Source organism: Megasphaera geminata F0357 (assembly GCF_000239275.1).
Taxonomy (GTDB): Bacteria; Bacillota; Negativicutes; order Veillonellales; family Megasphaeraceae; genus Megasphaera; species Megasphaera geminata.
Window position 1 is genome coordinate 37,457 of sequence record NZ_JH417570.1, and the last position, 23,794, is coordinate 61,250.

Below are 23,794 nucleotides of genomic sequence, written 5' to 3' on the forward strand. Positions count from 1 at the left end.
CTTCAGTTACAGCATTATTCGCTTAATGACGGGAGCGGCATCCGGACGATCATTTTTTTCGCAGGCTGTCCTTTGCGCTGCAAGTGGTGTGCGGAATCCGGAAGGATTCAGTACGAAAAATCATATTATGTACGATTCGACCCGCTGTACCGCTTGCGATGAATGCCGCGCCGCCTGTCCGATAGGTCTGGCACCGGACCTGAATGATGAAAAAGTAAGACGGAATTGTACCGGATGCGGTGCTTGCGTGACCGTATGTCTTACAGGGGCGCGGAGGAACAGTCTTTATGAAATAACCGTCGAGGAGGCAGTATCCGCATTGGAGCCGCAGCGTATATTTTTTGAACAGTCAGGTGGCGGAGTGACTTATTCCGGCGGTGAGTGTACACAGCAGGCAAAATTCCTGTGCGATTTATCACAGACAATGTATGATCTGGGGATCAGTCAGACGATGGAGACAAGCGGTTATTTTGAATTGGACAGGATTCGGCCTGTTTTGGAACGAGTGGATTTACTGTTCATTGATATTAAGATGATGGATAGAGAGCGGCATAAATACTATACCGGTGTAGATAACACGCTTATTTTGAAAAATATACGCACGCTCGGAGCGGAGGAAAAACAAATTGTTATCCGTATTCCGTTAATCATGGGGGTAAACGGGGATGATGAAAATGTGAAAAACACGGCGGCTTTTGTCAAACGATACCTTCCGTATCCTAAAATAGAACTGTTGCCGTATCATGAGTATGGCAAAGATAAGTACCGACAATTGGGATTGGTATATGAAAATACCGGATTCCGCACTCCTTCGGCAGAAGAATTGGAGAAATGTGAAAATATCATACGTTCACAAGGAGTGGAAATGATTTCCTATAAGTAGTAAAAACGAGTCACTGCAGAAGGTGCCGGTTCTGCTTTGAAAAGATAACACCGTACCATACGTAATTGATGTGTACCCGGAATTTCGGATGCATTAATCATTAAGTAAACACATGTATGGTACGGTGTTATTTTCGTGCGTTCAATATTTCATCAGATTTTGAAATATGACATCTTCCTTCGTTTCGTTGGCATAGGTATGGTGGATATTACAGGGGAAATTAATTTTTGCGGGGGCCTCGAGATGAAAGGTTTTATCTTCCAATAGTAATGTAAGCGTGCCCTTCGTCACGACTATATATTCTTCCACCATCTCCCTGTGGGGTTCTGAACGATGTATTGTATCGGGCTTGAGGATAATATAAAAATACTCGAAACCGCGGATCGGTGAAAACGGAAAGGTATTATAGAGAATCATGGAGCGGTTTTCATTGTAAATCGGCGGTATCTCCGTAGTAATATGTACCGGTTTATAATTTTGTTCCGGTTCATTAAGCAAGGTGGAAAGAGAGACTTGTAAACCCTTGGCAATTTTCCACAGGACGGAGATCGTCGGGACGGAGACGCCGCGTTCGATCTGTCCCAGCATTGTCTTGCTTACGCCGGTAATTTCGGCTGCATTATCTAAGGTTAAAGATCGTTCTTGTCTGATTTTTTTTAATACACGCCCTATTTCGTTAACAGGATCATAGGCATCGCCGGTATTGATCATTGCGTTATTCTCCTTGTTTTTGCAGATGTATATTTTCTCTATACGCTGTCTCAGCCTGACTGCGCGTGATCATATCCTGGCTTACCATTTGCTCAAGCACTGTTTTCTGACGAGCTTTGGCGCCGCTGTAGTTTTCAAAAGGATTGTAGTAGGTAGGCGCTTGGACGAGACCGGCGAGCATGGCCGACTGAGCCAGTGTCAAACTTTCCGTGTCAATACCGAAGTAGATGCGGCTGGCCTGATTAATCCCGGTCGCGTTAGCGCCGAAATAGGCCGTATTCAGGTAGATGGCCAGGATTTCATCTTTTGTATAATTCCGCTCCAGCAAAATGGCCAGGAAAAGTTCGCGTCCTTTACGTGATAACGTCTGCTCTTGCGAAAGAAAGGAATTTTTAATGACCTGCTGACTCAGTGTACTGCCCCCTTCAACGGTTTCTCCGGAATAGACATTTACTGCCGCTGCGCGGATAATGCCGAAGGGATCGACGGCACCGTGTTCATAAAAGCGTTTATCTTCAACCGCGACGATTGCCTGTTTTAAAGATTTCGGAATTCGGTCGGGGTGTACGTACCCGTGTATTGAGTTGATTTTTCTCTGCATTGATTCACGAAAATGAATATATGGCGATACAGAGTGGCCGTCTTCCGTTTCATTTGCCGCGGCGGCTGTCGGTTTATAGGTTCTGTCCGTTATATGGTTCCAGGCCATAGTCGCGGTGAATGCAACGATGAAGAAGAGAATATATTTTTTCTTCATAAGCCCTCCTATATGGACGAATTATATCATATTGTAGTATAAACCGCAAAAATAAGCGATTTTTGTTTTCCATGAGAAAATGATCGGAATTTTTTGGATAAAATAATATACAAAATACTTGAATAAAATATCATAAAGGTGTATACTTTTACTCATCATAGCGGCCGATATTGTTTCGACCCAAGCCGAGATAATGAAAGGAGTATGGAAAATGAATGAGATTAAAAAGATTGTCTTAGCGTATTCCGGAGGGTTGGATACGTCCGTGATTATACCGTGGTTGAAAGAAAACTACAAAGGCGCCGAAGTCATCGCGGCCTGTGCCGATGTGGGCCAGCCTGACGATTTTCCGGCCATTGAAAAAAAGGCTTATGCGTCCGGTGCGTCTAAGGTCTATATCATGGATATAAAAAAAGAATTTTTGGAAGAGTATGTTTGGCCCGTCGTTAAAGCGGGTTGCGTCTATGAAGGTAAATATCTTCTCGGCACATCCTTTGCGCGGCCGCTTATCTCCAAAAAACTTGTTGAAGTTGCCAGAAAGGAAGGAGCCGATGCCATTGCCCACGGCGCGACCGGTAAGGGAAATGACCAGGTCCGGTTTGAGCTTACGGTCAAAGCGCTGGCGCCGGACATCAAGCTGATTGCACCTTGGAGAATGTGGCATATTAAATCAAGAGAAGATGCCCTTGCATATGCGGCTGCACATAATGTTCCCATTGCCCATCAAACGGAAGGAGAACCGTAACCGTACAGTATGGACTGGAATATCTGGCATCTCAGCCATGAAGGAGCGGATTTGGAAAACCCGGCGAATGCGCCGAAAGATATGGTTTATATGGTAACGACACCTCCCGAAAAAGCTCCGGATATGCCGGAATACGTGGAAATAGGCTTTGAAAAAGGCATTCCCGTTTCCGTTAACGGAGAGAAAATGGGTGCCGTTGAGCTTTTGACGAAACTCAATGCCGTCGGAGCGAAAAACGGTATAGGCATTGTCGATATTGTCGAAAACAGACTCGTCGGCATGAAGAGCCGGGGCATTTATGAAAACCCCGGCGGTGCCATCATCATGTATGCGCACAAAGAGCTGGAATACCTTTGTCTTGATCGGGCGACGATGCACTGCAAAGAACAGCTTGCCGGCAAATATGCGGATCTCGTTTATGACGGTATGTGGTTCTCCACCTTACGGGACGCTTTGGCGGCCTTCGTCGACGTGACGCAGGAAACGGTTACGGGCACTGTCCGGTTGAAACTGTATAAGGGCAATATTATCAGTGCCGGATCGACGTCGCCGTATTCCTTATATAGCGAAGAATTTGTCACGTTCGGTGAAGACGAAGTGTACAACCAAAAAGATGCGGAAGGTTTCATCAACCTCTTCGGCTTACCCCTCAAAATGAAAGCCATGATGATGCGGAAAACGGAGAAAAAGTAGGGGAACGGTACCGGTTGAGAATATCGGCCGGAGGCTGCAATCAGCCTCCGGCCCCGTTGTGAGAGGAGTTTTTCTATGAAATTGTGGGGCGGTCGATTTACAAAGGCGACGGATAAAGCGGTAGAAGAATTTAACGCTTCCGTTCAATACGACTGCAGAATGTATGCCGAAGATATTTGCGGCAGCATCGTCCATGCGACGATGCTTGCCAGAGAAGGTATTATTTCCGCGGACGACAAGAATGCCATTGTGCACGGACTGAAAGAGATTTACAGGCAGATTGAAGCCGGTGATTTTGAATTTTCCGCGGCGCTGGAGGATATTCATATGAATGTTGAACAGCGCCTTACCGAAGCCGTCGGTGAAGCCGGCAAGCGTCTTCACACGGGACGTTCCCGGAATGACCAGGTCGCCTTGGATACACATTTATACGTCCGTAAGGAAATTACCGGACTTGCTGAACTTCTCGTCCGTTTTCAAAAGTCTCTCTTGGCGGCGGCGAAAAAGAACAGCGATGTTATCATGCCCGGATATACTCATTTGCAGCGGGCCCAGCCCATTCTCTTCAGCCATCATATGATGGCCTACTTTTCCATGGTTTCACGGGATTTCAAGCATTTGCGGTTTGCCTGGCACATGGCCGATATGATGCCGCTCGGAGCGGGGGCGCTTGCCGGCACTACCTATCCGCTGGATCAGACTTATGTGGCTGAGCGGCTCGGCTTCGCGTCAATTTATGAAAACAGTCTTGATGCGGTCAGCGACAGAGATTATATTATTGCTTTTCTCGAATTTGCTGCCGGCACGATGCTGCATTTGAGCAGACTTTCTGAAGAGCTTATTCTCTGGTCGACAGCGGAATTCGGTTTTATTGAGCTGGATGATGCTCATTGCACGGGATCATCGATTATGCCTCAGAAGAAGAATCCCGATATCTGTGAGCTCGTGCGCGGTAAAACCGGCCGCTTCTACGGACATCTCATGGGTGTTCTGACGATGATGAAAGGCATTCCGCTTGCCTATGACAAAGACATGCAGGAAGATAAGGAAGGCCTTTTTGATGCCGTTGATAATCTTAAATTTGCGCTTACCGTTTATGCGGATATGATTGACGGCATGATCGTCAACGGTAAACGGACGCGTCAGGTGTTGGAAGAAGATTTCTCCAACGCCACGGATATGGCCGATTATCTTGTAAAAAAGGGGCTGCCTTTCAGAGAGGCTCACGCGGTTGTCGGCAGAGCCGTTCGTAAATGTATCGAAAGAGGGATCGTTTTACAGGATCTCAGTTTGGATGAATTACAAGCTATGAATCCCCTATTCGGTGCAGATATCCATCATTATCTTTGTATAGAGACGTGCGTCAGGCAACGGAAAACTTATAACGGCACAGCTCCCGAATCAATAGCGCGGCAGTGTGCGGCAGCTGAAACGGTCCTTGAGGAAGAGTGCCGGCAGATAGATATATGGACGGCTGTCACAAATCGTGTGTATGCCGTTTTACAATAAACGTATTATTTTTTCCTACTATTCTCCTGATTCTTGTTGCAAGAACAAAGAATATATGATATTATACAGACAGATAGTTAATTAATAATAATAATTAGTTGATAAAATCAGGAGGAATTAAGAATGGATAAATACGAATGCACAGTATGCGGTTACATTTATGATGAAGCTGAAGGCGATCCCGATAACGGTGTAGCCGCAGGTACCAAGTGGGCCGACTTGCCGGAAGATTGGGTATGTCCCGTATGCGGCGTAGATAAGGATTCTTTCAATAAATTGTAATAATAAAGCACTTCCTCTTACTGAAAAAGTGAGATGACCTCAAAAAAGTCCGACTCTTTGGGGTCACCTCAAAGGGGAGTGTTTTTTGTATTTGACGGCCCGGTTTAACGTGGTATGATTAATTTGGTCGTTTTATTATCGGTTCTTTGTATTTTTAGGAGGTAAGTAAAAATGGAAAAGTATGAATGCACAGTATGCGGTTACATTTACGATGAAGCTGAAGGCGATCCCGATAACGGTGTAGCTGCAGGTACTAAGTGGGCCGATTTGCCGGAAAGTTGGGTGTGTCCCGTATGCGGCGCGGATAAAGACGCGTTCGTGAAACTCTGAGGCAAGATTAGACGCACTGCGGAAAAACTGCTATCATATTTTTATGATAGCAGTTTTTTCTATGACAGGAGATGATGGAATGGATTATGCGGAAATACGGCGGGAGGCAAAAAGAAAAATGAAAGGGTGCCGGGTCTGCCGTGAATGCAACGGCCTCGGCTGCATCGGCGAAATACCCGGCTTTGGCGGGCTGAGGACGGCACGGTCCTTTATTCGTAATATTGAAGCTCTCCGTGGATACGGACTGATTATGAACAGTCTTTCCCATATAGAAGAGCCGGACACGGCGATGCCTCTTTTCGGCAGGACCCTTTCCATGCCTGTTATGGTGGCACCTGTCGGAGCGGTTACGCTCAATTGCAAGATAAACGGGGATGCGGCTGAAGAAGAATTGAGGTATGATCTGGCTGTCGCCAAAGGGGCGACGACGGCGGGTACGCTTGCTTTTTGCGGTGACGGCGGGGCTCCCTATATGTATGAAGGTACCCTGGCGGCTTGTAAGGCCTGTCCCGGCATGGTCGTGCCGACGATCAAGCCGCGTGAAGACGCCCGGATAATAGAGAAAGCAAAGCTGGCCGAGGCTGTCGGAGCTCCTGCGGTGGCGGCAGATATTGATGCGGCTACACTTATTAATATGCGCCTTCTCGGACAGCCTGTCGGCCCGAAAAGCCCTGAAAGTATCCGTAAAGTTGCGGAAAGCGTGAATATACCGTTTATTGTTAAAGGAATTATGTCTGCCGATGAAGCTCTGCAATGCGCGGCTGCCGGTGCCAAAGCCGTTGTCGTCAGCAACCACGGCGGCCGTGTCCTCGACGGTATGGCGGGAACGGCCGATGTCCTACCGGCAATTGCGGCGGCCGTCAAAGGGAAGATTACCGTGCTTGTGGACGGCGGTATCCGTTCCGGTGAAGATGTGCTCAAAATGCTCGCCTTAGGTGCCGATGCAGTCCTTATCGGCCGCCCTGTTGCCGTGGCGGCAGTAGGCGGCGGGGCCGCGGGCGTCGCTCTCTACTTGGAGAAAATTAGACGGGAACTGTCCGACGCCATGATGATCACAGGTGTTGCCGATGTACGGCACGTGTCGGCGGACATCTTGATGAAATTAAAATGACAGGTTTTTATTCTGAGAAAACGCCGCGCGTAAAAGCAGTTTTATATGTACCGGCCCGTATATAGGACATACAAAAGGAACGCCCCGGTTGAGGCGTTCCTTTTGTACGTTACTCTTCTATATATTCCGCCCTCGTCAGATTTACATCTTTTAAAGGGATGAGACGAGTTTTGTGTTTTGCCTTATGATAGAGGAAAACGGCCAAAAATACGGGGATGCCGATGTAGGCGACGCTGGCTCCGTACCAGTCGATTTCCGGACCCGTAAAGGCCGAATAGTTTTGGCCCGCCGTTACGATAATGCAGAGGATAAGGGCCAGAATCGGGCCGAACGGGAAGAGAGACGCCTTGTAAGGCAGTGCTGAAAGATCTTTGTTTTGCGCTTTGAATGCCCGGCGGAAACGATAGTGACAGACAGCAATACCGATCCATGTGATGAAACCTGCCATGCCGCTGATGTTGACGAGCCAGTCATATGCTTTGCCTTCACCGATAAGGGAGGTAAGGAAAGCGGCCAGGCCGAATACGGCCGTGGCGAAGAGGGCGTAAGACGGCACGCCGCGCTTATTGAGTTTGAGAAAGAGTTTCGGCGCCTGACCTGTTTTTGCCATGGCATAGAGCATGCGTGTCGAAACATAGAGGCCTGAATTACCGGCCGAAAGGACGGCCGTCAGGATAACGGCGTTCATAACGGAAGCCGCGGCAACGAGACCGAATCGTTCAAAGACAAGGGTGAACGGGCTGATGGAAATGTTCTCAACGTCCGTATTCAGGAGGTTCGGATCCGTATAAGGAATGAGGAATCCGATGACGATGAAAGCGCCCAAGTAGAAGAGAAGAATCCGCCAGAAAATGGAATGCACCGCTTTCGGGATGTTCTTTTCCGGGTCTTCACTTTCACCGGCCGCGATCCCGATCATTTCCGTACCTTGGAAGGAAAAGCCCGCCACCATGAAGATGCCGAGGATGGCGGTACCGCCGCCGACGAACGGTGCGTCTCCGATCGTCCAGTTGACAAAGCCGGGCGATTCCCCGCCTACTCCGAGGATAAGAAGCGTACCGACGATGAGAAAGGTAATAACCGTAATAACCTTGATGCTTGCAAAAAGAAACTCGCTTTCGCCGTATGAACGGGTAGAAAGATAATTCAATGAGAACAGGATAACCAGAAAAATTCCGCTCCAAACGGAAGCGGGGATGTCCGGGAACCAGTACTTCATGATAAGGGCGCCCGCAACGAGTTCCGCCGCCAGGGTGATGGCCCAGTTGAACCAGTAGTTCCAACCGAGAGCAAAGCCGAGAGACTTATCCACATATCGGTTTGCGTAGGTTTCAAAGGAACCGCTGACAGGCAGGTACGCCGCCATTTCACCAAGGCTGGTCATGAGGAAATAAACCATAACGCCGATAAATGAATAGGCCACGAGAGCACCGCCCGGGCCTGCCGAACTGACCGTCTCGCCGCCTGCCACAAAAAGGCCCGTGCCGATGGCGCCGCCGATGGCGATCATGTTCATGTGACGCGCTTTCAGACTGCGCCGCAATTCTTGTCTTTCTTCTGCCATGAAAAAACCACTACTTTCTTTAAATATTATTTTACTTTACTAAAATTCGGATACATATCATTATAGCGAATGACCGTATGTAATACAATTGTTGCGGCTATATTAATTATGTAGTATGACAATATGATATATGTGCGTAAGCGGCTATTCGAATAGTTTTTGCAGGAAAACTACGGTATAATTAATAAAATAAGTGTATTTTTTCTGCGAAGGAATGAGCTACGATGAATCTGGACGCTTGTCGTAATGAAATTGACAGGATTGACAAAGAGATGACATCACTTTTGGAAGAACGAATGAAAACGGTCGCCGCTGTAGCCGCTTATAAAGAAGCGCACCGTATGGCTGTTTTCGACGGTGAACGGGAAGCGGCCGTCTTGTCTAAAATCGCCGGTCTTACGGCAGATAAAGAATTGGTGCCGTATTTAAAGCGGATTTATCAGAAGATCATGGACGAAAGTAAAGCGTACGAACGGGCAAAGATACAGAGGGATTGAGATGGAAGAGACGGAAAAAATTACAGGCACGGTTGAACGTATCCTCTTCCGATCGCCTGATTCGGACTATGTTGTTTTTCGCGTCAGGCGGGAAGATGATAAAGCTTTCATGACCGTTACGGGAAACGGTGATATACCCTTTATAGGTGATCGTTTAGCCGTATCGGGCAGCAGTGTTGTCCACAAAAAGTACGGCCGTCAGTTTGCCGCCTCATCATGGCAACGGATACTGCCCGATACGAAAGAAGGGATTGAACATTTCCTCGGCTCCGGTGCGGTGGAAGGCGTGGGTCCCGCGCTTGCCGGCCGTATTGTCCGTGCTTTCGGCAGCGAGACAATGCGTATTATGACGGAAGAACCGGAGCGTCTTCTGGACATACAGGGGATCGGAAAAAAGAAACTTGCCGTCATTTCGGAATCATTGCAGGAAGAGCGGGAAATCAATGAGCTGGCAGTGCTTTTAGAAACACATCGCGTGTCCGGGCGGTATGCAAAACGGCTTCTCTCACAGTACGGTGCCGATGCGGCTTATGTGCTTGAACACGAACCGTATCGCATGATCATGGAAATAGACGGTATCGGTTTTAAAACGGCTGACCAGATCGCCCTTGCCTTCGGTACGGATCCGCTGTCATCGGAACGTCTTTCGGCAGGATTGCAGTTTATCCTTCGCGATATGATGACAAACGGCCACGTTTGTATCCCGCGTGATGAACTAATTGCCGGTGCCGCGAATATCCTCGGGGCCGAACCGTTGCAGCTGAGTGAAGTCCTGGATGAAGCGATTCTTTCCGGCTTTCTCGTCGCGGAGGATTACGGCGGTGAAACCTATGTCTATACGGCGGAAGCGTACGAAGCGGAGCTGCGTGTCGCTGCGCGTATACGTGAGATGGCCGCCATGAACCCGCCGCAAATGCATACGCATATACAGTTGTTTTTGGACAGGCGGGAAGAAACCGCCCGCTTTCATCTGGCAGATAAGCAGCGGGAAGCGGTGGAGCAGTCATTACAGTCGGGCTTTTCCGTTATTACCGGCGGTCCCGGTACGGGGAAAACGACTGTTGTCCGTACCATCATTGCCCTGGCCGAACAGGAAGGTCTTGCCATTCTTCTTTGCGCACCTACGGGACGCGCGGCCAAACGTCTTGCCGAGACGACGGCACGGAAAGCCAAAACCATTCACCGGCTCCTTGCCCCGGTCGGTTATGTCGGTGACAAGCAGGTCTTTGAATATAATTCAGAAAAGCCTTTAAAAGCGGATCTCCTCATTGTAGATGAAGTATCTATGCTTGACTTGGAGCTGACAGATAATCTCCTGCAGGCTTTAGAGGCGCATTGCCGCTGTGTTTTCGTCGGTGATGCGGACCAATTGGCGTCCGTCGGCGCCGGTGCCGTCCTGCATGATATTATCGCTGCCGGAACGGTACCTGTCGTACGTCTCGAAACGGTTTTCCGGCAGGAAGAAGGCGGTGTCATCGTCACCAATGCCCATCGTATTAACCGCGGTGCCATGCCTGTCGTCAGTAGGGACGGGGAGTTCCGTTTTCTTGAAATAAAAGAGGAGCATTCCGGTGCCGATGCAATTGCCGAACTTTATGCGGCTGAAACGGAGAAGGCCGGCGGCGACAAATTTGCCGTTCAAGTTCTTTCCCCCATGTACAGACAGGCCTGCGGCGTTGATGCTCTTAATAAACTTATCCAGAAGCGGATGAATCCGCCCGCTCCGGATAAAGGGGAATTCAGATCGGGCGAAGCGGTTTTTCGTGTCGGCGACAAAGTCATGCAGAAGCAGAACAACTATGAGAAAGGCATATTCAACGGTGATTCGGGAGAAATTTTCGCGGCTTCCGATGATTTTGTTTATGTGCGTTATCCCGAACAAGACGTGAAGTATACCGGCGCCGAGTTGAATGAAATAACGCTGGCCTATGCCGTAACCGTCCATAAAAGCCAGGGCAGCGAGTACGAGACCGTCATTATCGTTTTGACAAACAGCCATGCCGTCATGTTGCAGCGGAACCTCTTTTACACGGCTGTGACACGTGCAAAAAAACAGGTTATCCTTGTCGGTACGAAGCCCGCACTGCGACGGGCCGTGGAAAACACACGGACGAGCCGCCGCCATACCCTGTTGGCGCAACGGCTGAAAGGTGAAGAAATATGCTGAAACAGCTGACCGAAATTTGCAAAAATATCATCTATCCGCCCCGGTGTCCCGGCTGCGGCGCGTCCGTGCCGGTACAGGGCGAGTGGTGTGATACCTGTACGGCCGGGATCTTTCACTTTCGTATGATTGACGGCAGTCGCAGGAGCCTGGGCCTTGACGGCTGTTACGCTTTGGCCGATTATACCGGTGCGGTCCGCCGCGCCTTGAGCCGTCTGAAATATAACGGTAAGGTTCACTATGGCCCGGCCTTTCACTATATGCTTGAACGGTTTCCCTGGCCGGAACGGATCGCGACATGCGATCTCGTTGTGCCGGTGCCCTTATACCCGCTGAAAGAAAAAAAACGCGGGTTCAACCAAAATGATATTATCTTCCGCCCGTGGGCCGAATCACACCGGTTGAAATGGGCCGAGGCCCTGCAACGGGTGCGTCCGACGGCATCACAGTACAGTCTGGATCGGGAAGAACGACGTGAGAATATACAGAGAGCTTTTGCGATAAAAAGTTCCTTCTGCCGTGTTCAGGGGCATATTCTTCTTGTTGACGATATTTATACGACGGTGCGACGATGCAGACGTGCGCTGCCGTTTTAAAACGCAAGGGGGCAAAGAAGGTGACCGGCCTCGCCATTGCCGGCGCGTCACGGTAATCGACGTGCCGGCAATACAATATAAAACGTCGGGATAAGAGAGTATATCTCTGTCCCGACGTTTTGTATTGTACCTATTGTCCCAGTGTATCAATGAAAGCCTTGATGATTTCCGGATCAAAAAGGAGCCCCGACGCGCTGAAGAGTTCCCGTACCGCCTGCTGTTTGGTTTTCGCCCAAAAATCGGACGACGGGTTGATGATCGTGTCGTAATAATCGGCGACGGCAATAATGCGTGCTCCGAAGGGAATATTGGCGCCGCGCAGGTGTTTCGGAAATCCGGAGCCGTCCCAGCGTTCATGGTGATGGACTATATAAGGAACGATATCCTGGCAGCAGGGAATATTTTCCAACATGTTACCGCCTGCCGCCGCATGGCGGCGATAGAGGGCCTTTTCCGTACGATTCAGGTAAGGTGCCTTTGCCAGCAACGAATTGGAAAGGCTCAGTTTACCGACGTCATGTAAGAGGGCGGCATGTTTAATCAGTTCGATTTCGCTCTTCGGCAAGCCTAACTTGGCGGCAATACTGATGCTGTAATTGGCTACTTGCAGGGAATGCCTGTATAAGCGCTGGCTTTTCAGCTGCAGGAACGAAATGAGATTGGCCGTTATTGCTTCCAATGATTCTTTTTCATCAAAGCCCATGCCGGCAGACTGTTTCAAAGATAACATGTACATGGGAAGTAAACCCTTTCTGTCACTGACGAACTGTTATTTCTCATTCGGCGGCCGTTTAGGATGCCGTAAAATATTAATCATCTTCGTACTGGTCCGTTTTAATTTGGCACCCGTATTTTTCATGCGGCGGACCGTCGTGATCTTTGATTTGCGTTTCGGCCGCATATCGCGGATCGAGCCGAAATCGCCGCGACGTACACTCGTCGCTTTAATGCGATCCGATTTCAGACCGCTCTTGAAAATGCTCATCATACGGTTTAAGTTGAAGTCCGCAGAGAAGCTGTACAAATCTACGGCCGCATAAGAAAGGACGGGATAGTAGTGGACGCAAATGTGAGTGTTACCTGCCAAAGCGACACAGGTCATTTCCTCGCTTGTCCGGAAAAAGCTTGTTATTTCCGGGGTTTCCCCGATGAATTCAAAAGCGCGCTCTATAGGGGGCTGCAATTCTTCGGGTTCGGCAATGACGAGTCGGCAGTTATAAAAATCAATAAGTAAATGCTTGCCTAACGTATTATTCATCCGGTTCACCTGTCAACATATTTGCACCTCATTATATAATTTTTTCTATCCCTTGTAAACGTAAACCGGTGTACGGTTCGCCGCCTCTAAACGAGAACGGGCGGACCGAAATGCAGTGTCCGGTAATGATGCAGGAGTGATAAATATCAGGCTCGTGACGGCAAACGGCTCTTCTCATTTTCGAGAAGAGCCGTTTGTTCTTTTTTTTATATAGATATGGAATAGGGCCGCATATCCTATGTGAAATATCTATAGATTATGCATTGACAGGAGTGAATGTGAAGTCCGTGCCGTCATAACCGATGGATACGCTCTGCCCTTCCTGCACGTCGCCGCTGATAATGCTGCGGCTGAGTGCCGTTTCCACCGTATGCGTGATAAGGCGGCGGAGCGGGCGTGCACCGAACTGCGGTTCGTACCCTTTTTCAGAGAGCGCCCGGAGGGCTTCATCTGTCCACGTCAAGGTAATATTCATTTGCTTTTGGAGACGATTGCTGAGATTCCGCAGAAGAATGCGGGCAATGTCGAGAACCTGTTCCCGTTTCAATCCTTTGAATACGACGATGTCGTCAATACGGTTGAGAAATTCCGGACGGAAATAGTTCTTTAGAATATCTTTAACCTGCTTTTCCGCATCTTCAAAATTCCCGGTTTCCAGAATTTCATGAGACCCCAGGTTACTCGTCATGATAATGACCGTGTTTTTGAAATTGACAACACGGCCCTTGCCGTCAGTCAGGCGGCCGTCATCGAGGATCTGCAGCAGGACGTTGAAAATATCGGGATGCGCTTTTTCGATTTCATCCAGCAGGATAACGCTGTACGGATGCCTGCGGACGGCTTCCGTAAGCTGACCGCCTTCGTCGTAGCCGACATACCCCGGAGGTGCCCCGATCAGCCTGGATACAGTATGTTTTTCCATGTATTCACTCATGTCGATACGAACGATATTGCGTTCGTCATCAAAAAGTGATTCGGCCAACGCTTTGGCGAGCTCTGTCTTGCCTACGCCGGTCGGGCCGAGGAAAATAAACGAACCGATAGGTCGATTCGGGTCTTTAATGCCGGCGCGGGCGCGGATAATAGCGTCGCTGACCACCTGAACGGCTTCGTCCTGCCCGACGACACGTTTATGTAGCGTATCGTCAAGATGGAGCAGCTTTTCCCGTTCACCCGTCATCATTTTCGTGACGGGAATACCCGTCCAACGGCTGACGACCTGGGCGATATCTTCTTCGCCGACCTCTTCCTTGAGAAGATGGCTGTCGCTTTCTTTGGAGAGGCTTTCTTCCTGTTCGGCCAGCTGGTGCTGTAACTCAGGTAATTTGCCGTATTTCAATTCGGACGCCTTCGTCAGATCGTATTCCCGTTCGGCCTTTTCCATTTGATGCCGTACGTCGTCCAATTCTCTCTTTAAGGCCTGCGTACGGAGAATAGCCTGTTTTTCTTTATCCCAACGAGCCTGTAATTCTTTTTCTTCAGCCTGCAATTCCTTCTTGTTGTCCACAATTTTGGCGAGGCGTTCTTTTGAAGCTTCGTCCGTTTCCTTATTAAGGGACTGTTCTTCAATTTCAAGCTGCATGATCTTATGCCGGATTTCATCAAGCGGCGCCGGCATGGATTCGATTTCCGTCCGTAATTTCGCCGCCGCTTCATCGACGAGGTCGATAGCCTTGTCGGGAAGAAAACGGTCCGAAATGTAACGATCCGAAAGAACGGCGGCGGCTACCATCGCGTTATCACGGATGCGCACGCCGTGATGGACTTCGTACCGTTCTTTCAGGCCGCGCAGGATAGTAATCGTGTCTTCCACAGACGGCTGATCGACCATGACCGGCTGGAAACGGCGTTCGAGAGCGGCATCTTTTTCAATATATTTCTGATATTCATTTAATGTCGTTGCCCCGATACAACGCAGTTCGCCGCGGGCAAGCATCGGTTTCAGGAGATTGCTCGCATCCATTGACCCTTCGGAGGCGCCGGCGCCTACGACCGTATGAATTTCATCAATGAAGAGCAGGATCCGGCCTTCCGATTTGGAAATTTCCGTTAAAACGGCTTTCAGCCGTTCTTCAAATTCACCGCGATATTTGGCGCCGGCAATGAGCGAGCCCATATCAAGAGAGTAGAGCGTCTTATTTTTTAAGGATTCCGGTACGTCGCCCGCGATGATACGGCTTGCCAATCCCTCGACGATTGCCGTTTTACCGACGCCCGGTTCACCGATAAGCACGGGGTTGTTCTTTGTGCGCCGTGAAAGGATCTCGATGGTGCGGCGGATTTCATCGTCGCGCCCGATAACCGGATCAAGTTTGCCCTTACGCGCGGCTGCCGTCAAGTCGCGGCCGTATTTTTCGAGAGCTTTATAATTGCCTTCGGGATTATCCGAACTGACGGACTGTTTCCGATTTGTTTTAATCGCGTTCAGGACCTTGTCGGCATGAAGACCGAATTGCCTGCAGACATCCTGCATCTCTCTGTCGCCGGCTTCAATGACGCCGAGCAGCAGGTGTTCCGTGCTGATATAGTCGTCATGCATGGCTTCGGCACGTTGTTGTGCTTTGCCGATGATACGAACCGCTTCCGTCGACATGGAAAGACTGCTTTGTCCTTGAACGGACGGAATTTTCTTCAGCATCTGTTCGAGTTTGGCGCGAAGCATAGGCAAATCGGTCCCGCAATCTTCAAAGATCGTTGCCAACAGGCCTTCCGGGTCTTTTGTAAGCCCCAGCATCATGTGAACGGACGTAATTTCCTGATTGTAGTGGAGTGCCGCCAGTTGCTGCGCTTCTTGGAATACTTCCATTACTTTTTGTGTGTATTTTTCATTTCCCATAGTCATGACCTCCCTTATCTGTCGGTGCAGAGGAAAGAATGTGTTCATATTTATAGTAGCTGTTTATTCTTTAACTACGTATTCTATTATACATATAAAAGTCAAAAAGTCAAATAAACAAAGAGATAAAGTGTGAAAGAATAAATATCTCCGCTGTAAACAGGATTATTACTTATAGTCAGCGCTCGGGAAAAGCTCTTCCGGATAAATCAGCGCAACGGCCAGGGACTATCTGCAAACGTATTTTTATTGAAAGTTTGACATTCTTAGTATACAATTGAATCTGAAAAGGAGGCTCCTTTTTATGACAAAAGAAGAGTATCTGAAAAAACTGATTCTAAACCGCCGGACACTGAAAGACTTCGCGGCGGAAATCAATATGCCGTACGGGACATTGTATTCTATTCTGAAAAATGTGGACGGCGCTTCCATGTATAATATAATGAAAATATGCAAGGGACTGCATATTTCTGCTGACGGATTATCTCAAATTGATAAAGGACAGACAGATTGTTTTTTAGCTGAAGCTCCGAATGCTTACAGCCATGAGGAAAGACCGGATTTGAAAGAAATTTTGAGAAATTCCCCGATTCGATTTGACGGTGAGGAATACATGCTCCCGGAGGGGGAAAGGAATATATTGATCCGCATTATCGGGGCCGTGCTGGAAGGGAGGAAAGAATAATATTATTATTTGAATGATGAAAACAGGAATGAGCTCGATTTTAAATGAGCTCATTTTTTGTGTACGGCAGCCCTTTATCGGGTATTTCAGTTTTTCTGTAAATATGGTACAATAGCTGATAGCAATTATGCTGATGATGGTATTTTTTTCATGAATGTACCTTATATATAATAGTAATATATGTATTGGGAGGCACCGGAGTTGGAGAAACTGATTGTCAGCGGCGGTAAACCGCTTACCGGTACGGTTCGTGTCAGTGGAGCAAAAAATGCCGTATTACCCATTATCGTGGCATCCATGTTGGGCTCGGGAAAATCGACATTAACGGAAATCCCGAAGCTTGCTGATGTTCATACTGTTTGTGATGTTATTAATTCGTTAGGCGTTACTATAGAAAACCCCTGTAAGGGGACCCTGGTTTTTGACGGTTCTGATCTCACGTCCACTGTTGCCCCGTATGATTTGGTGCGCCGCATGCGCGCGTCTTTTCTCGTTATGGGGCCGCTTCTCGCGCGTAAGCGGCATGCGAAGATTTCCCTTCCCGGCGGCTGTTCCATCGGGGCCAGGCCCATTGATCTGCACCTTAAGGCTTTTGAGGCCATGGGTGCAAAAATTGATTTGACGAACGGCGATATTGAGGCGTTTGTGCCGAACGGGTTACAGGGGGCGCGTATTTACCTTGATTTTCCCAGTGTCGGCGCGACGGAAAATGTCCTTATGGCCGCTTCCATGGCGACAGGAAAGACGATTCTCGAAAATGCTGCCGAAGAACCGGAAATTGTCGATTTGGCAACATATCTGAATTCGATGGGGGCTAACATTAAAGGTGCCGGTACGAACACCATCCGCATTGAAGGCGTACAGGAACTTCACGGTGCGCCCCATTCCGTCATTCCCGACCGCATTGAAGCAGGTACCTTCATGGTCGGGGCTGCTATGACTCAGGGCAATGTATATGTGGAAAACGCCCTGTCTGAACACTTGAAGCCCCTTGTCGCAAAGCTTAAAGAAGTGGGTGCCGCCGTCGAAGAAGACATCGACGGTATTCGTGTTATCGGCCGTAAACCGCTGCGTGCCGTTGAAATCAAGACCCTTCCGTACCCCGGTTTCCCGACGGATATGCAGGCGCAGTTTATGGCTCTTGCGACGATTTGCGAGGGGAACAGCATTATTACGGAAACAGTGTTTGAAAATCGGTTTATGCATGTTGAAGAATTCAAGCGCATGGGTGCAAAAATCCGTATTGAAGGCCGCAGCGCTTTTGTCGAAGGAGTGCCTAAGCTTGCCGGCGGCCGCGTCAAAGCGACGGATCTGCGTGCCGGTGCCGCTCTTGTTCTGGCAGGTCTCGTAGCGGCCGGACGGACGGAAATCGGATCGTTATATCATATTGATCGGGGTTATGATGACCTCGTGGCCAAATTGCAAAGGCTGGGTGCAGACATTGTCCGAGTCCACGTTGAAGACGAACAGTAAGAAACGCGTATCCCCGTTGCGATATTTGTCACCGTCCTATTGGCTCGGTACGGATCTTGCCGTTGATTTGGGAACGTCCAATATAATTGTATATGTGAAAAATCGCGGTGTCGTCATTAACGAACCGGCTGTCATTGCCGTCGATGAAACGAATAACCGCGTGGTCGCGGTTGGCAGGGAAGCGAAGGCCATGCTCGGCCGTTCACCGCGAAATATCCGTACATACCATCCGCTGCAGTACGGTGTTATTGCCGATTATGATGCGACGGAATATATGCTGCGGCATTATATTCAAAAGGCTGTCGGCCGTTATATGCCCGGTAAACCGCGGGTTATCGTGTCCGTACCGTCCGGTGTGACGAACGTTGAACGCCGTGCCGTTATGGAAGCCATCATACAGGCGGGCGCCCGGAAGATCGTCGTCATGGAAGAACCGCTGGCGGCAGCTATCGGCGCCGGTTTGGATATTGCCGCTTCGAACGGCTCTATGGTCGTTGACTTGGGCGGGGGGACGACAAATGTGGCCATTCTCAGTTTGAGCGGTGTCGTCATCAGCGAGTCGCTGCGTGTCGGCAGCCATACCTTTGATGAAGCGATCATCCGTTATCTGGAACGAAGTAAAGCGATTACAATCGGCTGCCATACGGCTGAGGAACTGAAGATGCTTATCGGCACCGCTATTGCCGACGGCCGCAGTTTGATGGCGGATGTCCGCGGCAGAAGCACCGAAACGGGCCTTCCCGCCGAAGCGGACATAGATTCGCAGGAGATACGGCGTGCCCTCCGGGAACCGCTTGAGCATATTGTCCGCGTTGTAGTCTCCATTTTGGAAAAGACACCGCCCGAATTGGCTGCGGATATTGCCGATCACGGTATTGTGCTGACCGGCGGGGGAGCGGTTTTGGACGGCTTTGACAGACTTATTGCCAGGGCGACAGGTATGGCCGCATATTTATGTGACGACCCCGCTCTTGTCCGTGGCCAACGGGGCCGGCAAGGCCCTGTCCGAAATGGACAGGCTGAAAGACAGTTTTTATGAATCTTAAGAGGTGAACGCAATGAAAAAAATAAAAAAAGTGTTGGTTCTCATGGGCTTGGCCGGTGCCATGACACTGCCGGTAAACGCGGCCGAGATGCACTATACATCCATCCTGAGCGGTACGGTTGCAAGTGTTGCCGCAGTCGGAACGGAAGTACGCGAAGGAGACGTGCTTTTAACGGTAAATACACTGACCGGGCCTATGGCTGCAGCGCGTGCGCAAGCGGCAGGTATCGTTAAATCTGTATCCGTAAGCGTCGGTACGGCTGTCAATGCGGGCGATACGGTTCTCGTTTTAAGAAACGGAATAAAATATGAATAAAATACGGAAATTCCGTCGCTTTGCCCGCACCGTAATGGCGGCGACATTCTGCTGTCTTGCTTCTTTTTCGGCGATGGCTGAAACCTTCATGCAGATTAATGAAGTCCAACCGGGCATGACGGGGTATGCCAAGACGGTCGCTCACGGCAGAGATATAGAGACGTTCCCCGTTGAAATACTGGGGATTATGAAAAACGGCGGCCCGTCCGGCGATTTGATTCTTGCCAGATTTTCGGGGCCTCTTATTGAAGAGACGGGCGGTATTGCGCAGGGGATGTCGGGCAGCCCCGTCTATATCGACGACAAGCTTGTCGGGGCCATTGCTTACGGCTGGTCCTTCACAAAGTCGCGCATGGGCATGATCACGCCTATTGCCGATATGGTGAAACTTTGGAATAACCTGACGCGGGAAGAAATTCCCGACTTTAATGCGCGTGAGACGCAACTTATCCCTATAGCGACGCCTCTCATGGCCTCCGGCTTTGACGGGGCGTCTATGGAATGGCTGAAAGGTAAGCTTAAATCCTATAATTTTCAGCCTGTCGATACGGCCTCGGCCGGAGACGATGATACGGCCTTCCCCTTACAGGCGGGCAGTTCCGTAGCGGCGGCGTTTGTGGACGGCGATATGCGTCTCGGCGCTATCGGCACGGTTACGTACGTTGACGACAACAACATCGTTGCTTTCGGGCATCCTTTCTTAAAACGCGGCAGTATTAACTATTTTATGCACAATGCATATATTTTTACGATTGTGAATAACTTGGACAGTTCCTTTAAACTCGGTTCGATCGGTGCGGAGATCGGCAAGATCGATCAGGACCGCGGCTCCGGCATTGCCGGCGAATACGGTATGACTGCGCCGGGTATACCTGTCACCATTACCGTTACGGACAGGGATACGCAGCGGTCGCAGACGAAACGTGTAAAAATTATTGAAGATAACGAATTGACACCCGTCCTTGCGGCGACATCCGTTTATAACACCGTCAATAAGACGATTGACCGCAGAGGCGGCGGCACGGCTACTTTTACGTATAAAATCCGCTCGGCCGACGGTACGGAAAAAGATATTACGCGTCACAATATGTACTATTCGGAAGACAATATCAACGAAAAGTCGATTGATGAAATTTATAATGTTCTCGATATTTTAAAACATAATGAATTTATTAAATATCCCGTCCTGTCCGTTGATATGGAGATGTCCGTAACTCAGGCGAAACAATCGGCGCGCATTATTGACGCGACGGCCACGCCTGTCGTTGTCAGTCCCGGCGATACGATCTACTTTAAAGTAAAAATCCATCCATATCGCGGCGAAGATGAAATCCGCGATATGTCCTTTACCGTGCCGCAGGACCAGCCGTTAGGCGATATGGTTCTTGAAGTACGCGGCGGCGGCATCGTGCCGTTACCGTACCTTATTCAAAAACAGCAGTATAACCTGACCGATGAAATTCTTGAACGGCTGCGCACGTATAAGGACTTTTCCGATTTGAAGAAAAAAATTGAAGGCGAAGATTCGAACAATCAGATCGTTATTGAGATTCTTGAACAAAACGTAAGCATGGTGAATGATGAAAAAACAAAAGCGACAAAGGTAAAAATAGAAGGGAAGGAACCGGTAAAGCCGAATAAGGAACTTCTGAAACCGAAGAAACACCTTCTTAACGACGGCGACGAAGATGAAGCTGTAAAAGCGACCGTCGATACGCCGTACATTGTTAAAGGGGACGGTCAGATCACGATTAAGGTGATGACGCCGGCCAAGCGTGACGCGGAGATTGCGAAACGCAAAAAGTCACATCAGGAAGGTAAAGTCAGTCTTGCCGAATCTACGGAGGATGATGATGACGATATTTCCGTAAAATCTGAAAACAGGAGTAACGGCGATAAAAAAGACCGATCAGCCGCTGAAAAAGACAAGCGGCCTGACGGCCCGGACAAAGAGGGAACGGGCGGGCATGACGAGGCTTCCGCATAGATGAGCGCCTTTTACGACAGCGAATCAAGAGTAAGAGAGAAGAATTCCGTTCTTCTCTCTTTTTTTGAGAAAAAAGCGCCGGAAACGGCGATATATGGCGAAAAATATTTGAAAAATGCAGCTGTTCATGGTATGATTAAATCCGTGAAAACTTAAAGAGAATAGTCAGTTTTCGTATTCTTGAAAACGGTGTGTCTTCGCGGTTTTTCGGGAGACTGTATGTACGGGAGGTTACCTTGCAGCACGCGCTGGAGCGTATCGGTCGCTTTACATTGCATATTTTCGAAGAAGTAGGCGTCGTGTCCGTCCTCTTCGGGCAGACTTTAAAGCAGCTGCCGCGTATTCAACGGAAATTGACAATCCGTCAAATGGCACATCTCGGTGTCGATTCGTTGCCGATTGTCAGTTTAACGCTTCTCTTTGCCGGCATGGTTATGACGCTGCAAATCGTTGATATCCTCATGCGTTATGGCGCGCAGTCGACGTTGGGCGGTATCATGTCCGTTGCCATGGGCCGTGAGTTGGGGCCTATTCTGACGGGCGTTGTCGTTGCCGGCCGCGTCGGTGCGGCCATGACCGCCGAACTGGGGACGATGAAGGTTACGGAGCAGATTGACGCCCTGCGCTGTATGGCGACCAATCCCGTTGCATACCTTGTCGTGCCGCGATTTGTCGCCTGTGTTATTATGGTCCCGCTGCTGACTTTTTACGGCTACCTTATCGGTACGGGCGGCGGCTATGCCGTGGCTATTTACAGCGCCGGGTTAACTCATTTTACGTATATGCATTCCATCGAGTTTTTTACGGAAGTGAGCGATGTCCTTTTCGGCCTTATCAAGGCTATGGTATTCGGCGGTATTATTTCTCTTGTGGCCTGCTATGAAGGAATGCATGCCAAAAGCGGTGCCGAAGGTGTCGGGCAGGCGACGACGAAATCCGTCGTTACATCAATTATTTTTATTTTCATTACGAATTATATTTTGTCCGTTATTTTGTATTAGGAGCTGTAATGATAAAATTACAGGACATTGTCGTCGCTTATGATGACAGCAAGATTGTTTTGGACCATGTCGATTTGGATATATATGACGGCGAGACGCTGGTTATTCTCGGTGCCAGCGGTTCCGGGAAGAGTACGGCTCTGCGCCTTATTATCGGCTTGCAGAAGCCTACAAGCGGCAGGATTTTTATCGACGGCGAAGATATTACGGACTATGACGAAGAGCGGATGGACCGTGTGCGGCGATACATGGGGATGGTTTTCCAGTATTCGGCCCTCTTCGATTCCATGACGGTCGGTGAGAATGTCGCCTTCGGCTTGCGTCAGCATAGGGAGCTTTCTGAAGAAGAAATTCGGGAAATCGTTGCCGCCAAGCTGCATGATGTCGGCCTTGACGGGACTCAAGACATGATGCCCAATGAATTGTCGGGCGGCATGAAAAAACGCGTCAGCCTGGCACGGGCGATTGCGCTCGATCCGAAGATTATTCTGTACGACGAACCGACAGCGGGACTTGACCCTGTGCGCAGTACAGATATAAGCCGGCTTATTGTGGCGACACAGAAGAAACTTCATCCCATTTCAATCGTCGTTACGCATGATATGAACTCGGCCTTTGCAGTGGCTGACAGGATGACGTTTTTAGAAAACGGGAAGTTTCAAATGACAGGGACGGCGGAGGAATTCAGAACCACGGCCAATGAAAGCATACGCCGTTTTATTACCGGCGGCTGGGAAGGAGGAGATGAGGCGTGAAAACTATGACGGCGGAAGCAAAAGTCGGTTTGATGACGATTATCGGCGTTCTTTTGCTCTTTTTTGTCGTGGTAGGCTTGTCGCACGGCACTTTATTCCGCCCTTCCGGTATGACCGTGCACGTTACTTTTGCGGATGCCAACGGACTTCAGGCGGGGAATTCCGTCCGCTATGTCGGCGTTAACGTCGGTAAGGTGGAAACGGTAGCGACCGGTAAAGACGGTGTTGAAGTGACTCTTCTTTTGAAAAAAGATGCACAGATTCCCAAGGATTCGAAAGCCGTTATCACGACGGACGGCCTCTTGGGTGAAAAGCTCGTTTCCATCACTCCCGGACAGGATACGAGTCATCTGCTTGCCGACGGTGGTACGTTGACCGGCGATAAGGCCAAGTCGGTGGACGACGTTATGGATAATGCCAACAAGCTTTTGAATAATGTCAACGATATGATGAAGAATGTCAATTCCGTTATCGGCGACGAGAAAACGCAAGACGCTATGCGCGGCTCCATTCAAAATATTGAAGGTATTACGGGCAATGTCAATCAGATGCTTGCGGAAAATGCCGGCAACGTCCAGCAAACGGCCGCCAATATG

The 23,794-nt window shown here is 49.3% G+C and carries 23 protein-coding genes and 1 pseudogene; 18 read left to right on the forward strand and 6 right to left on the reverse strand.

From position 1 onward, the window contains the following. Nucleotides 1-25: 25 nt before the first annotated feature. Complete coding sequence (locus HMPREF0080_RS01790; protein ID WP_050808797.1) at nucleotides 26-883, forward strand: glycyl-radical enzyme activating protein; 858 nt, start codon at nucleotides 26-28, stop codon at nucleotides 881-883. A 141-nt stretch (nucleotides 884-1,024) separates the two neighbouring features. On the opposite strand, the gene HMPREF0080_RS01795 is transcribed toward HMPREF0080_RS01790, so the two are convergent. Both HMPREF0080_RS01795 and HMPREF0080_RS01800 read right to left on the reverse strand, forming a co-directional pair. Beyond that, the gene (locus tag HMPREF0080_RS01795; RefSeq protein WP_006789420.1) at nucleotides 1,025-1,594 is read right to left on the reverse strand and encodes a helix-turn-helix domain-containing protein; all 570 of its coding nucleotides are present in this window, start codon (nucleotides 1,592-1,594) and stop codon (nucleotides 1,025-1,027) included. A gap of 4 nt (nucleotides 1,595-1,598) precedes the next feature. Continuing rightward, nucleotides 1,599-2,351: a transglycosylase domain-containing protein gene (locus tag HMPREF0080_RS01800; protein WP_006789421.1), complete on the reverse strand. Its 753-nt coding sequence runs from the start codon at nucleotides 2,349-2,351 to the stop codon at nucleotides 1,599-1,601. 211 nt (nucleotides 2,352-2,562) lie between these two features. Between HMPREF0080_RS01800 and HMPREF0080_RS01805 the strand changes: the two are divergent. From HMPREF0080_RS01805 to HMPREF0080_RS01825, 5 genes and pseudogenes are all read left to right on the forward strand, one after another. Then, nucleotides 2,563-3,789, forward strand: a pseudogene (locus HMPREF0080_RS01805) (argininosuccinate synthase). Nucleotides 3,790-3,864: 75 nt separating this feature from the next. Next, nucleotides 3,865-5,298, forward strand: coding sequence for an argininosuccinate lyase (gene argH / locus HMPREF0080_RS01810; protein ID WP_006789425.1), 1,434 nt, complete (start codon nucleotides 3,865-3,867; stop codon nucleotides 5,296-5,298). 123 nt (nucleotides 5,299-5,421) lie between these two features. Next, entirely contained in the window at nucleotides 5,422-5,580 is a 159-nt protein-coding gene (rd, locus tag HMPREF0080_RS01815) for a rubredoxin (protein WP_006789426.1), read from the forward strand. 171 nt (nucleotides 5,581-5,751) lie between these two features. Continuing rightward, a complete protein-coding gene (gene rd, locus HMPREF0080_RS01820; RefSeq protein ID WP_006789427.1) occupies nucleotides 5,752-5,910 on the forward strand; it encodes a rubredoxin in 159 nt (52 codons plus the stop codon). A 79-nt stretch (nucleotides 5,911-5,989) separates the two neighbouring features. After that, complete coding sequence (locus HMPREF0080_RS01825) at nucleotides 5,990-7,021, forward strand: alpha-hydroxy-acid oxidizing protein (protein WP_040346831.1); 1,032 nt, start codon at nucleotides 5,990-5,992, stop codon at nucleotides 7,019-7,021. A 109-nt stretch (nucleotides 7,022-7,130) separates the two neighbouring features. On the opposite strand, the gene HMPREF0080_RS01830 is transcribed toward HMPREF0080_RS01825, so the two are convergent. Further along, the gene (locus tag HMPREF0080_RS01830; RefSeq protein WP_006789429.1) at nucleotides 7,131-8,585 is read right to left on the reverse strand and encodes an amino acid permease; all 1,455 of its coding nucleotides are present in this window, start codon (nucleotides 8,583-8,585) and stop codon (nucleotides 7,131-7,133) included. Between the two features lie 224 nt (nucleotides 8,586-8,809). Here HMPREF0080_RS01830 and HMPREF0080_RS01835 point away from each other — a divergent pair, with 224 nt between their 5' ends. From HMPREF0080_RS01835 to HMPREF0080_RS01845, 3 genes are read left to right on the forward strand one after another with little or no spacing between them, the layout of a single operon-like run. Then, nucleotides 8,810-9,082: a chorismate mutase gene (locus HMPREF0080_RS01835; protein WP_006789430.1), complete on the forward strand. Its 273-nt coding sequence runs from the start codon at nucleotides 8,810-8,812 to the stop codon at nucleotides 9,080-9,082. Nucleotide 9,083: 1 nt separating this feature from the next. Then, on the forward strand, nucleotides 9,084-11,249 hold the full coding sequence (gene recD2, locus HMPREF0080_RS01840) for an SF1B family DNA helicase RecD2 (RefSeq protein WP_006789431.1): 2,166 nt from the start codon (nucleotides 9,084-9,086) through the stop codon (nucleotides 11,247-11,249). Beyond that, nucleotides 11,243-11,842 carry a ComF family protein gene (locus tag HMPREF0080_RS01845; protein WP_006789432.1) on the forward strand — a complete coding sequence of 200 codons (600 nt, stop codon included), beginning with the start codon at nucleotides 11,243-11,245 and terminating at the stop codon, nucleotides 11,840-11,842. The genes recD2 and HMPREF0080_RS01845 overlap by 7 nt, the downstream gene beginning before the upstream one ends. A 130-nt stretch (nucleotides 11,843-11,972) precedes the next feature. Here the strand turns inward: HMPREF0080_RS01845 and HMPREF0080_RS01850 are convergent, their stop codons facing one another. The 3 genes from HMPREF0080_RS01850 to clpB all read right to left on the reverse strand — a co-directional run bounded on the left by HMPREF0080_RS01850 (nucleotide 11,973) and on the right by clpB (nucleotide 15,936). Beyond that, nucleotides 11,973-12,578: an HD-GYP domain-containing protein gene (locus tag HMPREF0080_RS01850; RefSeq protein WP_006789433.1), complete on the reverse strand. Its 606-nt coding sequence runs from the start codon at nucleotides 12,576-12,578 to the stop codon at nucleotides 11,973-11,975. A gap of 33 nt (nucleotides 12,579-12,611) precedes the next feature. Next, nucleotides 12,612-13,100, reverse strand: a complete 489-nt coding sequence (locus HMPREF0080_RS01855; protein WP_006789434.1) for an S-adenosylmethionine decarboxylase family protein — start codon at nucleotides 13,098-13,100, stop codon at nucleotides 12,612-12,614. 256 nt (nucleotides 13,101-13,356) lie between these two features. Beyond that, nucleotides 13,357-15,936 carry an ATP-dependent chaperone ClpB gene (clpB, locus tag HMPREF0080_RS01860; protein ID WP_040346834.1) on the reverse strand — a complete coding sequence of 860 codons (2,580 nt, stop codon included), beginning with the start codon at nucleotides 15,934-15,936 and terminating at the stop codon, nucleotides 13,357-13,359. A 304-nt stretch (nucleotides 15,937-16,240) separates the two neighbouring features. Here clpB and HMPREF0080_RS09010 point away from each other — a divergent pair, with 304 nt between their 5' ends. The 9 genes from HMPREF0080_RS09010 to HMPREF0080_RS01900 all read left to right on the forward strand — a co-directional run. Then, on the forward strand, nucleotides 16,241-16,621 hold the full coding sequence (locus tag HMPREF0080_RS09010) for a helix-turn-helix domain-containing protein (protein ID WP_006789437.1): 381 nt from the start codon (nucleotides 16,241-16,243) through the stop codon (nucleotides 16,619-16,621). Nucleotides 16,622-16,822: 201 nt separating this feature from the next. Continuing rightward, nucleotides 16,823-18,094 (forward strand): UDP-N-acetylglucosamine 1-carboxyvinyltransferase, encoded by a 1,272-nt coding sequence (gene murA / locus HMPREF0080_RS01870; protein ID WP_040346836.1) that lies wholly within the window; start codon nucleotides 16,823-16,825, stop codon nucleotides 18,092-18,094. After that, the gene (gene mreB / locus HMPREF0080_RS01875) at nucleotides 18,063-19,133 is read left to right on the forward strand and encodes a rod shape-determining protein (RefSeq protein ID WP_280959814.1); all 1,071 of its coding nucleotides are present in this window, start codon (nucleotides 18,063-18,065) and stop codon (nucleotides 19,131-19,133) included. The genes murA and mreB overlap by 32 nt, the downstream gene beginning before the upstream one ends. A 19-nt stretch (nucleotides 19,134-19,152) precedes the next feature. Beyond that, nucleotides 19,153-19,455: a biotin/lipoyl-containing protein gene (locus tag HMPREF0080_RS01880; RefSeq protein WP_006789440.1), complete on the forward strand. Its 303-nt coding sequence runs from the start codon at nucleotides 19,153-19,155 to the stop codon at nucleotides 19,453-19,455. Then, nucleotides 19,448-21,442 (forward strand): SpoIVB peptidase S55 domain-containing protein, encoded by a 1,995-nt coding sequence (locus HMPREF0080_RS01885; RefSeq protein WP_006789441.1) that lies wholly within the window; start codon nucleotides 19,448-19,450, stop codon nucleotides 21,440-21,442. The genes HMPREF0080_RS01880 and HMPREF0080_RS01885 overlap by 8 nt, the downstream gene beginning before the upstream one ends. Then, nucleotides 21,443-21,598 carry a hypothetical protein gene (locus tag HMPREF0080_RS09845; protein WP_006789442.1) on the forward strand — a complete coding sequence of 52 codons (156 nt, stop codon included), beginning with the start codon at nucleotides 21,443-21,445 and terminating at the stop codon, nucleotides 21,596-21,598. It begins immediately after the preceding gene. Nucleotides 21,599-21,678: 80 nt separating this feature from the next. Further along, the gene (locus HMPREF0080_RS01890) at nucleotides 21,679-22,443 is read left to right on the forward strand and encodes an MlaE family ABC transporter permease (RefSeq protein WP_040346838.1); all 765 of its coding nucleotides are present in this window, start codon (nucleotides 21,679-21,681) and stop codon (nucleotides 22,441-22,443) included. Between the two features lie 8 nt (nucleotides 22,444-22,451). Beyond that, nucleotides 22,452-23,198, forward strand: coding sequence for an ABC transporter ATP-binding protein (locus tag HMPREF0080_RS01895; protein WP_006789444.1), 747 nt, complete (start codon nucleotides 22,452-22,454; stop codon nucleotides 23,196-23,198). Between the two features lie 5 nt (nucleotides 23,199-23,203). Then, a partial coding sequence (locus HMPREF0080_RS01900; RefSeq protein WP_006789445.1) for an MlaD family protein occupies nucleotides 23,204-23,794 on the forward strand: 591 nt, incomplete at its 3' end.